15 protein-coding genes are annotated in these 12,727 nt (G+C 34.1%); all 15 read left to right on the top strand.

Going from position 1 to position 12,727, the window contains the following annotated elements:
- The first annotated feature begins 109 nt into the window (after window positions 1–109).
- The 15 genes from DS745_RS24990 to DS745_RS22865 all read left to right on the top strand — a co-directional run bounded on the left by DS745_RS24990 (window position 110) and on the right by DS745_RS22865 (window position 12,685).
- Window positions 110–430 carry a hypothetical protein gene (locus tag DS745_RS24990; RefSeq protein ID WP_196121303.1) on the top strand — a complete coding sequence of 107 codons (321 nt, stop codon included), beginning with the start codon at window positions 110–112 and terminating at the stop codon, window positions 428–430.
- A gap of 147 nt (window positions 431–577) precedes the next feature.
- The gene (locus tag DS745_RS22925) at window positions 578–2,161 is read left to right on the top strand and encodes a HEAT repeat domain-containing protein (protein WP_129080558.1); all 1,584 of its coding nucleotides are present in this window, start codon (window positions 578–580) and stop codon (window positions 2,159–2,161) included.
- Window positions 2,162–2,451: 290 nt separating this feature from the next.
- Window positions 2,452–2,793, top strand: a complete 342-nt coding sequence (locus DS745_RS22920; protein ID WP_129080557.1) for a hypothetical protein — start codon at window positions 2,452–2,454, stop codon at window positions 2,791–2,793.
- Window positions 2,794–2,937: 144 nt separating this feature from the next.
- Window positions 2,938–5,184 carry an S-layer homology domain-containing protein gene (locus DS745_RS22915; protein ID WP_129080556.1) on the top strand — a complete coding sequence of 749 codons (2,247 nt, stop codon included), beginning with the start codon at window positions 2,938–2,940 and terminating at the stop codon, window positions 5,182–5,184.
- 310 nt (window positions 5,185–5,494) lie between these two features.
- Window positions 5,495–5,965 carry an inner membrane protein YiaA gene (gene yiaA, locus DS745_RS22910; protein ID WP_129080555.1) on the top strand — a complete coding sequence of 157 codons (471 nt, stop codon included), beginning with the start codon at window positions 5,495–5,497 and terminating at the stop codon, window positions 5,963–5,965.
- Between the two features lie 98 nt (window positions 5,966–6,063).
- Window positions 6,064–6,171 carry a putative holin-like toxin gene (locus DS745_RS25300; RefSeq protein ID WP_241657916.1) on the top strand — a complete coding sequence of 36 codons (108 nt, stop codon included), beginning with the start codon at window positions 6,064–6,066 and terminating at the stop codon, window positions 6,169–6,171.
- A 464-nt stretch (window positions 6,172–6,635) separates the two neighbouring features.
- Window positions 6,636–7,856, top strand: coding sequence for an MFS transporter (locus DS745_RS22905; RefSeq protein ID WP_129080554.1), 1,221 nt, complete (start codon window positions 6,636–6,638; stop codon window positions 7,854–7,856).
- 73 nt (window positions 7,857–7,929) lie between these two features.
- On the top strand, window positions 7,930–8,361 hold the full coding sequence (locus DS745_RS22900; RefSeq protein WP_129080553.1) for a hypothetical protein: 432 nt from the start codon (window positions 7,930–7,932) through the stop codon (window positions 8,359–8,361).
- Window positions 8,362–8,422: 61 nt separating this feature from the next.
- Complete coding sequence (gene fosM, locus DS745_RS22895) at window positions 8,423–8,845, top strand: FosM family fosfomycin resistance protein (protein ID WP_129080552.1); 423 nt, start codon at window positions 8,423–8,425, stop codon at window positions 8,843–8,845.
- A 90-nt stretch (window positions 8,846–8,935) separates the two neighbouring features.
- Window positions 8,936–9,397: a YhfM domain-containing protein gene (locus DS745_RS22890; RefSeq protein WP_129080551.1), complete on the top strand. Its 462-nt coding sequence runs from the start codon at window positions 8,936–8,938 to the stop codon at window positions 9,395–9,397.
- Between the two features lie 224 nt (window positions 9,398–9,621).
- Window positions 9,622–10,281: a hypothetical protein gene (locus tag DS745_RS22885; protein ID WP_129080550.1), complete on the top strand. Its 660-nt coding sequence runs from the start codon at window positions 9,622–9,624 to the stop codon at window positions 10,279–10,281.
- A 64-nt stretch (window positions 10,282–10,345) separates the two neighbouring features.
- Window positions 10,346–10,645: a DUF1871 family protein gene (locus DS745_RS25545; protein ID WP_129080730.1), complete on the top strand. Its 300-nt coding sequence runs from the start codon at window positions 10,346–10,348 to the stop codon at window positions 10,643–10,645.
- Window positions 10,646–10,971: 326 nt separating this feature from the next.
- Window positions 10,972–11,262, top strand: a complete 291-nt coding sequence (locus tag DS745_RS22875) for a nucleotidyltransferase family protein (RefSeq protein ID WP_129080549.1) — start codon at window positions 10,972–10,974, stop codon at window positions 11,260–11,262.
- Window positions 11,259–11,588, top strand: coding sequence for a HepT-like ribonuclease domain-containing protein (locus DS745_RS22870; RefSeq protein ID WP_129080548.1), 330 nt, complete (start codon window positions 11,259–11,261; stop codon window positions 11,586–11,588). Before DS745_RS22875 ends, DS745_RS22870 begins: the two co-directional genes overlap by 4 nt.
- 269 nt (window positions 11,589–11,857) lie before the next feature.
- The gene (locus DS745_RS22865; RefSeq protein WP_129080547.1) at window positions 11,858–12,685 is read left to right on the top strand and encodes a hypothetical protein; all 828 of its coding nucleotides are present in this window, start codon (window positions 11,858–11,860) and stop codon (window positions 12,683–12,685) included.
- Window positions 12,686–12,727: the final 42 nt, after the last annotated feature.

Raw genomic sequence — 12,727 nt, 5'->3', positions numbered from 1 at the left:
TACTATAGCAACTCTTTTGTTATATACAACCGTTTAAATAGGTGGTTTGAAACCTTTTGGGCTGTTTGCCGTATATAATGTAAAGTTTTTTTGAGTTGGAGGAACAGAGATGGGTGAAATAATTATTTTATTTATAACTTTAATACCTTTATATATTGTGCTGATCTGGACGTATTTTAACCCTGAGGAAAGTATGTTATATGGACAAAGGTGGATGTATAAAGAACAACCTGAATTCAGCAAAAGGGCAATTAAATATACGAAATTTGTATCTGTTAATTTTATAGTACTCCTTACTACCTTTTTAATAGGTTCCTTCTTTTTTGATAACTATCGTTTTAGGCTTATATTCGCTCTAGGTGTTTTTGTTTATATTGGATATTTGATCTTCTTTAAACTGCGTTCAGAAATCTTAAAGTCTGATGAGTAGAACTTTGACTTCATCTAAAAGACAGATTGTGGTCAATTTCGGTTCTATACTTAAGTACCTGTTTTGTAGAGGGATAAATTGGTATAGAGTCCTAATCTAGTATTGCTTTATAATGATTTCTAATATGAGCAGAGAGGAACAGATGATATGAACTGGGGCTATTTAAAGAAAGAAATCTTACCTGGAGATGGTTACTCAAAGGAATATAAAGATGACGTACTTTGTGCAATCGAGAAAGACTTTGATTGGACGAGTTTACCGGAAGCGTTCACTTTCCTATTAACAAAGTCGAACGGTGAAAAAGCTAGAATTGCTGAAGTACTCCATAACTGCGTTGCGAAATTAACAAACAGTGAAATGGTCAAGTTAGATGCAATTTTTCGTGAAAGGACCTCTATCGACTGGCACTATGACTGGAAAAATGCGTGTCCAAGTAACTTACTTTTGGCCAATATGTCTGTTGAGGCTAAGGTATCCATATTAGGATTATGTACACTTCATCCAAACGGATTTTATCGAGAAAAAGCATTACAAACACTAGGATCCTTTGAAACTGGGCGCGAAATTTCATTTTTTCTACTAAGGTGTAATGACTGGGTCCAAGAAGTTGGAAGTACAGCAAAACTACATGTTGAACAGAGCCTTACCATAAAGAATGCTTATGCTATTGTTCAAAATTTACCGATTGTCTTTAAGTTGGAAAAATCGAAGAGAGCTGATCATAGTGAAATCGTTGAAAAAATAATCGAGTTGTTATCACAAAAAGAAGCTATTCCCTTCCTCGACCAAGGTTCACAATCTATATCTAGTCACGTAAGATTTTTCTGTTACAGAATAATGATTTCTTCCAAGATGTTTGATAAAAATTCTCTTCTAAGTTATTTTAAAAAAGAAAAAGAACCACATTCAAGACTTATCTTATTTCGGGAAATACTTAATGACATAAAGATGGAAGAGTTTGATGAATTATACCCGTTGTTAGCGCACGATACATTTCCAAAAATAAGATTAGATGTTTTGGAAAAGTATTATCTTTTTTATCAAGAGAAGAGTTTACCAGTTTTAGAAAATGCCTTATTAGATAAGAGTGGTTCAATTAGGTCTATTGCAAGACATTTATTAAAGAAACTAAATGTATCGAATTTTTCCTCATATTACGAAAAAGTAATTACTGATGGTTCAAATGTAAATAGAAAAGGTGCTTTATTAGGTTTGGGTGAAGTTGGAAATAAAGATCATATCCCTTTAATCTTGCCTTTTTTAGATGATGACAAAGTAGGCACAATTAAAGCTGCGATACGATCAGTGTTACTATTAGATGGGAATAACCATAAGAAAGAATTTATGAACTTATTAAACCATCAGCACAGTGGAGTATCTAAGGAGGCTGCTAGGGCTCTTAGGTTCACTCACTATCAACAGGATGAAGTTTTCTCCACTTATCTAAATGCTAAGTATAGCCATACCAGATATAATGCCGCGGTATTACTTTGTTCTCTACCCAAATGGGAGTCGTTACCATACATTATAATCTTTTATGTTAATACGGAAGATAATGCAATCAGCCAGTTAGGGAAATTACAACTAACTAAATGGTTAGATACGTTCAATAGAACATTTCAGTCTCCTACTAAAGGGCAGATTGAGTGTATTCGTCAATGTATAATGGAACATGGACATGAGTTATTAAAAGAGGAAAGAGTTAAAATTGAGTTTTTGTTAAGAGGATAGTAGTCTCACTATATTACTCTTATTTCCAGTAGTAAAGGGCGAAAAAAACGATTATAGTTTTCTTATCTTAATAGAAGGCTGTTTTCGCAAAGTTTGTTGCTTTCGTAAAAATCCCAAAAGCCGGATTTTTACACAAAATACTAAGAAATTCACAACTAAGTTAGTAAGTATTGCTCTTTTCTTACATAATTTATTGGGTGATATCTTCATCTAGGGTATTTTTCCATTATTTTAGGGTGAAAAAAGCCACAATGTTTACGAAAAGAGCCTAATAGAAAGAAGGAAAAACTATGGATCATCGTCCTTGTCCAAATTGCCAGGAAGATTTCACGATTGAAGATATGATTGAGACAAAAAAGTTGTTTTCATTTCCATGTCCAAATTGTCATGAGAATATCTATGAATATAAAGCCTCTACACCGTTAATTATCTTAACATTAGTTTTCGGTCTTGGATTAGCTATGTTAGCAGATGCAGTACGCCATTCAGTGCCGTTTATCCCGTATTTTGATAAGATACCTCTAATTGTCATTTTGGTTGTGTTCTTATATCCTCTTTATACGTTTGGCGCAGGTACTATCGCTCGCTTAGCGATGAAACATGGTCGTTTTTATGTGAAAAAAGCAAAATAGATCTTACAAGCCTCTATGATATCATGGGGGTTTTTTCGTTTTTAAAATATAAGGTTTTCCTTCTTTATAATTCCATTAATTACAAGCAGATTTTAATCTGGAGATCTATTACTATTAGTTTAGAAAATTGAAAGAAGGTTAAATATGAAGCGAAAGTTTAAAAATCTATTAATGTTTTTCTTGGTAATAATTATTGTACAACCATTGCTTGTTATGGAGACAAAAGCTTCAACAATATTTCCAGATGTGAGTTCGTTCCGAAGTGAAATCCTCTTTCTTAACAAAAGAGGGGTTATTGGTGGTTATCCAAATGGTAATTTTGGACCGAATGAAAATTTAAAAAGAGTAGATGCAATCTTGATGATTATGAGGGAATTAGATATTCCGTTAAGTGGTGCTCCTAATCCAAATTTTAAGGATGTTCCAACAAACCATCGAGGCTATTTACCTATTGCTAAGGCAACACAGTTAGGAATTATCTCTGGTGATGGAAAAGGAAGCTTTCATCCAGATGGGTTATTGACAAGAGGTCAAATGGCCAAAATTTTAGTAAATGCCTTTGAGCTAAAAGGTGAGTATCGCTCGAACTTTAACGATGTGAGTAAATCTCATATTTTTTATGATAACATTCAAGTATTGGCTGCTCATAATATTACAAGAGGCTTTCCTGATGGTTCATTTAAACCTAGTCAACATATTACTAGAGCTCATTTCGCAGCATTTATGTCACGCTTACTAAATGATGACTTTAAAACAATCTCAAGTAAAGATCAATCACTACAAGATATTATAGTCCATGAACAAAGTGTAGTAATGATTGAACTCTATGATGAAGACGGGGAACTCTATTCGCAAGGGAGCGGATTTGTTGTAGCTAATCAACTTATTGCGACGAACTTTCATGTTATTTCAGGTGGAGTAAGGGCTAGGGCTATAACCTCTGACGGTATAGTTTATGAGCTAGAAGGGGTAGTTGCCTATGATGATTATTATGATATGGCGCTGTTAAAGTCTAAAAAGCAAATTGGTTTACCAACATTACCGTTAGTTAAATATTCAGATGTCAGAAGAGGCGAAAATGTTGTTGCCTTTGGTAGCCCACTTGGATTACAGAATACGGTTACGACAGGAATCGTTTCTGGGAAACACTCGTTCGAGGATGATTTTGGACCTGCTGTTTTAGTTATTCAGACAACAGCACCAATTACGTTTGGCAGTTCAGGCGGTCCACTAGTTAATATGAAAGGTGCAGTGGTAGGGGTTAACTCTTTTGGCCTTGACACGGTAAATTTTGCGATCGCAACTGATTATATTCGAGGTTTAATCAAAGATTTTAGTCAAATGAGATATAAACATATTCCAGTACAAACGTTTGCTAGTATGCCAGTGTTTGATTACGAATTTGAAGATGAATACGAAGACTATGTACCAGTTGGGCCAATCGGACCAATCGAAGAACAAAAAGATGTAAAAGATACACGAACATGGGTAAATGATTTGTTTGTTCATGCGATCCATGATCCCAATTCTCCGATTATTTATGGAATTAATGATCAGGGAGATGTTGTCTCTTTCAACTATGAAACAAATGAAAGAAAAGTAGTTTCGTTTGCGTTTCCAGCTGAACGAATTTTTCAACACAAAGATGAAATTTTCGTTACGATTGTGAAAGGTCCTCATAGCTCTTTTAGGGCAGTTCCAGGTGGAGTAGGGATAATTGACGTCCCAACTTTCACTATGAAAAACTACTTTAATATTGATCTTGCACCTTATGATGTTGTTGCTGATGACCATCATTTTTATGTATCTTCTGGGTCAAATCAATGGACACAAATAAAAAGTTATCATAAGGAAACAGGAGAAGAAGTATCTTCAGCAGGAATTAGACAAAGAAGTAGAATAGCTTTACATCCAAGTGGGGATCGTATTTACACTGTTAACTCTGACTCAAGCCCAAGGGATATGAATGTTTATCAGATTTCTAATGGTGCCATTACTAACAGTTGGGACTCACCTTATCATGGTGATTACCGAATGGCAACAGATATCAAAATCTCTCCTGATGGATTGTATATATTTAATTTTGCTGGATCTGTGTTTAGATCTACTAGATTAAACACGACAGATATGAGGATTGTAACTGACATTGGTGTGAAAACGAATTTCCGTGATATTAGCTTTAGTTCTGATCTGTCTAAATTTTACGTTGTTGACGGGCCAAACGTACTAGCCTATAGTTATTCTACCTTTTTACCAATTGAAACTTATAAGATTGCTGGTGATGGGAGATATATTTTTAATCACAAAGGGCAAGTAGTGTTAGTCGGTGAAGGATTCCAAGGGAATTCTAAACTTACAAAAACATTTGTTGCAAGACTTGATATTCAATAATCAAAAGGGAAAAGAGTACAATTTATGAACCTATGACTGAGATAGTCTAGTTCATGATTGTACTCTATTCTAGTTTTATAAGACTGATTTAGTAGATTGGTTAATTGGAAAGTTATAAACCCCATTAACTTGAAAAAAGACCTTACCAATGAAATACAGATAAGGAGGATGAATTTATTACATTCTGTAGCTTGTTGAAATATTAAAGAAGCAGGATACATAAAAGCATGGTAAAATATAGAAAGTTACACATGGAAATAAAATACAAAAAATCTAAATCAATTTAAAAGATGAAAAAGGAGGTTGTCCAATGTCTAACAATGATGAAGTGGTATTGGAAACAGAAAAATCTAAGAAACCAAAGGTTCAAATAGAAAGAAAAGAAGGTGAACCGACTGCAGCTTTTAAAGGGGCAACTTGGGCGGCATTGTTAATAGGTGTTGCAGCATACCTAATAGGGTTATTTAATGCAACAATGGAGTTGAATGAAAAAGGGTATTATTTTGCTGTATTAGTTTTTGGATTATATTCGGCAGTTTCTTTACAGAAGGCTGTAAGAGATCGTGAAGAAGGTATTCCTGTAACCAACATTTATTACGGGATTAGTTGGTTAGCTTTAGTCATCGCTATTTCATTGATGGGCATTGGTCTTTATAACGCAGGAAGTATTATTTTGAGTGAAAAAGGTTTCTACGGCATGGCATTTGTTCTAAGTCTTTTTGCAGCAATCACAGTTCAAAAGAATATTAGAGATACGCAAAGAGCGAGAGAAAGAGATTAAATCTTTGTTGTCCAAAGAACGTACGTTTGGTATAATTTAGTAAGCAATTACATATAGCAGGGTGGCAGCTGATCCCCTTAGGAAAGGGGGTGAGGCTTTTGACGACATATGAAGCATTTAGTCTGATAGCTCAATTTGGCTTATTACTAATAGCAGCTTTTACACTTATCATTACTGTTGTCGTCTATATAAACAAAAAGAAATAGCCACCCTGCCCGACAAGTAAGGGGGCTATTTCTACCCTGAGATCGGCCGCTATCTCTGCGGCATGTAGTTGCAAAGACCGGGTGTGTCCAGCACTCGGTCATTTTTTATTCTAGGAAGTTGTTAGCTTGATTATACATGAATACCGAATTTTTGCCAACAGTCTGAAACTAGGTATACTCTGTTTATTAAATCTATATCCAATTTCAGCTTTAGATAGGATTTTTTAATTAAGATTTTATTTAATATTCTAACAAAAGGAAAAAAGTGTTAAAATTGAAGTTAACTAATTTAAAACATAAAAACCCTATCCTTTTGTTAATTAGTAATTGTCTTTGGCACGCTCATTTCAGTTAAATGTTAGATTACTAAGAAAGAAGTGATAAAATGTAAGTTTCCCTTTTCTGACAACAATTAAATGATCTTTATTTGGAAATTTAATTTGGTTTAAAAGGGGATAGGGAATATGAATAAAATGTCTTTTCGTTTTCTGTGGATTGGCCAAACGTTTGCAAATGCAGGGGATGTCCTATACATTGTTGGGTTAATCACAATGATTTATCATTTAACGGGTTCAGCGATCTATATGGCTTTGGTCCCTTTTTTCATTACAATGTCTCAGTTTCTTAGTGGATTAATTGCGCCACTGCTCATTGATAAGTACCGTTTGAAGCATATCCTAGCCTACTCACAGTCTGGAAAAACTCTGCTGCTGCTAGGCTTGGGCTTAATGTTGCTTAGCAATTACTCTAATCAAATGATTCCGATTTTTTTGCTCGTATTTTTGATTTCTTTTCTCGATGGTTGGTCGACTCCAGCTCAAAATTCAATGGTACCTCTGTTAATTCCGTCAGGTGAGTTAGTAAAGGCAAACAGTTTTTTGTCTATATTAGATCAAACAGTAAGACTTGGTGGATGGTCAGTAGGTGGAATTTTAGTAGCTTTTTGGGGAAGTATTTATGTCATTACGATCACTTTTGCTCTCTATCTACTTTCAAGTTTCATGATGTTTTTGATACGAGAAACTGATTTTATTAATTCCAATGATAGTAAAGAAGAGAAGAATCCAATAGGTAACTGGGAAAAATTGATACAAGGTTGGATTCTTATTTGGAAGAGTCCTGCGTTACGGACGGTAAATATTATGGGAGTTATGGAAGCTTTGGCAAATACAGTATGGGTAGCTGCCATCTTGTATATCTATGTAGACGTCGTATTACATGCTGGCGAGCAATGGTGGGGATATATTAATGCTAGCTTCTTTCTAGGATTAATCCTAGGAGGAATACTAAGCCTACGTTTCAGTGAGTTAATAGGCAAACGTTTAAGTGTAGTGATAGTGTACGGAACACTATTAGGAAGTTTCTTTACTTTCATGTTTGCAATGAATTCACTGACATGGATAGCATTAGGGTTATCTATCTTCATCGGTTTTTCCGAACAGTTGAAAGGTATCGCACAACAAACAACGATCCAAAAGAGTGCTACTCTGAAAGAATTACCAAAGGTTTATTCTGCACAATATGCGCTGTATCTAGTAACCTATGGAACAGCAGTTTTACTAATCGGCATCTTAACTGAATTCTGGGGTGTGAGAAATTCGTTTTTGTTAGCAGCTGGTTTATTATTTTTATCATTTGTTGTTTCATTAGTGAATCAAAAGCATTTAAAGGAAGTAGAACAATAGGATTTGTGGCGACTATTGAACAGGTAGTCGCCATTTCTTACGCAGTCTTTGAGGCTTTTGGAAGGAGTGGACCATGAGAAAAATTTTTTCAATATTAGCTTTCGTTTTTATAGTAACTGCTTGTTCACCTGGAGTTAATCTAGATAAAATGAACGAAAATACAGTGATTAATAAAATGAAAGCAGAAGGAGAAAATCAATATCACCTTTATACGTTTTGGATAGAATTTCCTTCTACATATAGGGAAGATACAGACATGACTGATGAGTTAGGAGAAAAATCTGAAATTCACTCTAACACATTTGACTATTCAATGGTAAATACAGAGGTTATTCGTCTTATTTCATTTCAAAAAAAGGAGCATGCAAAGGAATATATCAAAGCATTAAATATAGATGAATTTCCTACATTCATTGTGTTGGATAACAAAGGAATTATTTTAAGAACGACTAATGTGAATGAAATTAATGAGTTTTTAGGAGAGCATCAGATGGATGGGCTATAGTATGTCGGTGTCATGAAATTACTTTAGCACAAAATTAAAAAGGAAACTTGAGGTGATAAAAGTGTCTATAAAGGGGCTTAATCATTTATTATTTTCAGTATCAGATTTAGAAAGATCTATTAATTTTTACAGAGAAGTATTTGATGCTAAGTTGTTAGTAAAAGGTAGAAGCACTGCTTATTTTGATTTGAAAGGCATGTGGCTTGCTCTCAATGTAGAGAAAGACATACCTCGTAAAGAAATAAACCAATCATATACACATATAGCCTTTTTAATAGAAGAGCGAGAATTTGATGATTTGTACCATAAACTACAAGAGCTGAATGTAAACATCCTTTCAGGTCGCCAAAGAGATGAAAAAGATAAAATGTCTATTTACTTTGCTGACCCAGACGGGCATAAATTTGAATTCCACACAGGTACTTTACAAGATAGATTGGATTATTACAGAAAGGAAAAACCTCATATGGAGTTTTTTGATTAAAGGAATTTTTGTTAACCAATAAACTAACGCTTTGACACCATTTGTAGCTATATGCATCCTATTTATTTGTCTTATACGTGAGGAGAAAATATGAGAAAATTATTAGTACCACTTCTGTTAGTAGTTTTTACTCTGGTTGCTTGTAATTCCGAAGAAGTGTATGAAGGTGTTCCATATAAGGACAAAGAAGTAATAGAAATTATCTTTTATCGAAATTGGCAGGCGCCTGGACTTTTAGGGTTTAATAGAGTTCGGGCTGTATCATCCCTTCGACACACACAGAGGATAAATGATTATGAAACTATGGTTACTTTAATTACCATTATTAATAAAACAAAAGAAACCAACGCATTTGATGTTCTTCTCAGAAACTCTGATTACGATATAATTTTGAAGTTTGATGACGATACAACCAAAATAATGCATTTGGCAGTGAACGACGAAGGGGAAAAAGGGTTACTTGTCGATAATTCAGAGCCAGCTAATGCGTTTCGAATTCAAGTTGAAGATAATATGAAGATAAGAGAAGTTATTGAAGGTAGGAACAATTAGTTATAAAATGGGTTAACTAAAAATGTTGATTGGGTATTACAGCCGTCGCTTTGACGGCTATTTTTATTTAGCCAACAGAGTACGATTAATTGATAACTTAAACTTTTTAAAACCATTTTGGTGGGGAATTCAGAAAAAGCGTTCCGTTTGTAACAAAATTAACAGTAACATCGTCTACACAGTAAAGGAGTGTGCAAGTAAATAGTTTAATTGGAGGAAATTAAATGAAACATGCTTATCTGTTAGCGGTGCTCTTATTTACGCTGAGTTCTTGTGGAGAGGTTACTACTAATCAGTACGAAAAAAATACCTCTGTAATCTCAGAAGGTATTACTACAGTTAGTGCTATAAATACAGAATTTATTCCAATCACTGAAAAGGTGATAATACAAAATTCTCCTAAATATTTAGCTCATAATGAAGGTGAGCTATCCGAACTTGACATTGAAACGGCCTATGAGATGTGTGTGAGGGCATTGACTGACTATTATAAAGCGGTCTGGAATGGTTTAAATATTAATTTGGACACATTTATTGATAGCAATAACCTTAAACAGTATACTCAACAGAAAATTAAATCACAATACGATGTGTATGCAAAGAACGATCTTACTAGCAATTTGGTGCAGGATATTGAAATTGGCGCATGGGAAGTGAAATTTACTGAAGATGGGAATGGAGGTTATCTCTATTTACACATTCCTGTACAAATAAATAAGACTATAGGTAGTTATGGTGAAGTCACTGAATTTCTCGTGCGTAATATAAACGGGAAGTTAGTCGTTGTTGATTGGTATACTGGTGCAAAAGATAGTTATGATTTCATCGAGCGTGGAGAAAATCTAACAATTAACAATCCTAATATCTGGAATGATAGTGAATGAACGTTTGCTTAAAAATATTGTTTAAACTAATGTTGGTACTACTAGAAATTGGTAAGAAGGAGAGATTTTTATTACAAAGGAAGAATTAAAAATAAAGTACAATAATCAATTTAAATTAGTAAAAGAGTTCGTTAATGATTGGGATCCAATTGGGTTACTACCTGCTGCTCCTGATGATGAATATGAGTTTGAGATAGCAAGAATTGTTACTCTACTGAGACAAGCTAAATCACCAGAAGCTCTTGCAACTGGTATCGCATCAATTTTCACGAAAGCGTTTGGTCAGGATTTTGGCAAAGAAGACTGTCTACAAGTTGCGAAAAAGATAATGGGAGAAACTACAATCTCTGACCGGAAGCGTTAATTCAAGAAGGAATTAGCGCTCTTTTTGTGGAATTTATTGGTGGTAGCTATTGAAATGGACGACCTCTGACATAATATTTACTAACTAATGACAAGAAGTGTACCAAATAATGACAGGTTGTTTACCACTGCACTATTACTAATTATAGGTAAACCTTGTTAAGTAGTAGACTCATAATGTACAGAAATATTCTTCTTTCTAATCTTACTTTATGAAAAAGGAATTAATTTAGCTAAGCAGTCAGGTTTGGGATGATCTGCAGATATGATGTAAATGGAAAGAAATAAATTATTTATGTTAAAATTAATTAAAAGCGAGGTGCTAAAATGACAGTTCGAAAAGATATTCTAAACAGGCGGGACGAAATCATTCGTATCGCAAATGAAAATGGCATAAAAAATATAAGATTATTCCGATCGGTAGCTCGTAACCAAGAAAATGAAAATAGTGATATTGACTTTCTAGTGGAGTTTGAAAAAGATCGTTCACTTTTTGATTTAGTTCGTTTTAAGCAGCTGTTACAAGAACGGTTAGGTAAAGATATTGATGTAGTTACTGAAAATTCAATTCACGAAGAAATACGCCAACAGGTTCTAAGTGAGGCTATTGATATATGAAAACAGATCGAATTTATATAACTCATATTCTTGAGTGTATTGATAACATTAATTCATATGTACAGGAAGAGAAAGACTTTCTTTCGTCTAGATTAATTCAAGATGCAGTAATTAGAAATCTTGAAGTAATAGGTGAAGCTATTAATAAGGGTTCAAAGGATTTAAGGGAACGAGAAAAGTTAGTTCCTTGGAGCGAAATGGCTGGCTTACGTGATGTCTTAATTCATAATTACTTTGGAGTTGATTTATCTATTGTCTGGAAAGTAGTTGAAAATGAATTACCAAAAATAAAACCAGAACTTCAAAAGATTAAAGCAAATTTATAGGGGGGATTATGTCTACCTCTATTTAATTCAATGTCCACAGATAACGTTAAAGGTGAAAACAAATGAAAGTATCTAAACTCAAAGAATAGTAATATATGGTGCCATTTCATTTGCTTGCAATTCATTTTCCATAAATATAATGAGGAAATCAAATTACTTTTCTCAATGTCTTTATAAGGTAAAAAATTGAAGCTGTTCACTTTTAATAGTCTTAAATCGACATTTACCAGTTTATTTAAATCAGATATATTTTGAGAGGTTACAGTACAATGAATTTAAAAAACATCTATATAGTAGGTTTCATTGCCTTATTTTTAACAGCTTGCGGTAATCATTCTACCTCTAGTTCACCTGAAGTAAAGGAGACCGCTAGCACTCCCGGAACAGAAGCAGCAGCATTTGTTCCACCTGAAGTTGCAGAGATCTCCTTTAAACTCCTTGAGCTTGATGAGTTGGTAGAAGGTGAACCATTAGAAACCTGGGAATATATTAAGTCCGTTCCTTTAGGGAGACTAATTGAAAAAGACATTACTCTCCATGTTTACAAGGATACGGATCCAAACAGCTTGTGTCACTATGCTACCGTTTCACTTTTAGATTATGATAATAATACGTATAAATTTAATGATTGTACAAGTGAGGGTTTATTACAAGAAGATGCAGATGGGTTATATGTAATAGATATCCTCTTTGAAAGCCAAGAGAAGAAACAAATTGTTCATTCTAGTTTTGAATTGCTTGCGAATGGTCCAGGAAGAATGCAGTATATTGTATTTGATGTCTCTGAAGAAAAGTTTTTCACATTTGAAGACTGGGGAACCCCTTTTACTGCAGATCTGGATGAAACATTACTTGTCATTCAATTTCCTGGGCTACACATGGATTGGCCAGATGTAACAATTGTCAGATGGCAAAATGGACAGTTAGAAAAAAGTCAAAGTATAAAAGAGGTTCTAGGACTTGGCAATCAGCAGGACTATGTACAATATGATGAAGACAAAAGTTTATTTATTGCCTACGTAGTGGTCGATGAATTTAGTGAGGAATACTCTGAAGTAAAGTATACGTTTGAAGAGGGCAATTTAATTAAAGATTAATTGTTTCCAAAACTACTTTTTCTTCTTTAGGTCTAATACTTA

Origin of the sequence: Anaerobacillus alkaliphilus (assembly GCF_004116265.1) — a bacterium.
GTDB classification, from domain to species: Bacteria; Bacillota; Bacilli; order Bacillales; family Anaerobacillaceae; genus Anaerobacillus; species Anaerobacillus alkaliphilus.
This window is presented reverse-complemented; position numbering and strand designations above follow the sequence as displayed.

Excerpts from the sequence above, each read along its gene's own strand:
- DS745_RS22885 (WP_129080550.1), top strand. The coding sequence starts at position 9,622 with ATGAAACATGCTTATCTGTTAGCGGTGCTCTTATTTACGCTGAGTTCT.
- DS745_RS22905 (WP_129080554.1), top strand. The coding sequence starts at position 6,636 with ATGAATAAAATGTCTTTTCGTTTTCTGTGGATTGGCCAAACGTTTGCA.
- yiaA (WP_129080555.1), top strand. The coding sequence starts at position 5,495 with ATGTCTAACAATGATGAAGTGGTATTGGAAACAGAAAAATCTAAGAAA.
- DS745_RS22875 (WP_129080549.1), top strand. The coding sequence starts at position 10,972 with ATGACAGTTCGAAAAGATATTCTAAACAGGCGGGACGAAATCATTCGT.
- DS745_RS22870 (WP_129080548.1), top strand. The coding sequence starts at position 11,259 with ATGAAAACAGATCGAATTTATATAACTCATATTCTTGAGTGTATTGAT.
- DS745_RS22890 (WP_129080551.1), top strand. The coding sequence starts at position 8,936 with ATGAGAAAATTATTAGTACCACTTCTGTTAGTAGTTTTTACTCTGGTT.
- DS745_RS24990 (WP_196121303.1), top strand. The coding sequence starts at position 110 with ATGGGTGAAATAATTATTTTATTTATAACTTTAATACCTTTATATATT.
- DS745_RS22920 (WP_129080557.1), top strand. The coding sequence starts at position 2,452 with ATGGATCATCGTCCTTGTCCAAATTGCCAGGAAGATTTCACGATTGAA.
- DS745_RS22900 (WP_129080553.1), top strand. The coding sequence starts at position 7,930 with ATGAGAAAAATTTTTTCAATATTAGCTTTCGTTTTTATAGTAACTGCT.
- DS745_RS22925 (WP_129080558.1), top strand. The coding sequence starts at position 578 with ATGAACTGGGGCTATTTAAAGAAAGAAATCTTACCTGGAGATGGTTAC.
- DS745_RS22865 (WP_129080547.1), top strand. The coding sequence starts at position 11,858 with ATGAATTTAAAAAACATCTATATAGTAGGTTTCATTGCCTTATTTTTA.
- DS745_RS22915 (WP_129080556.1), top strand. The coding sequence starts at position 2,938 with ATGAAGCGAAAGTTTAAAAATCTATTAATGTTTTTCTTGGTAATAATT.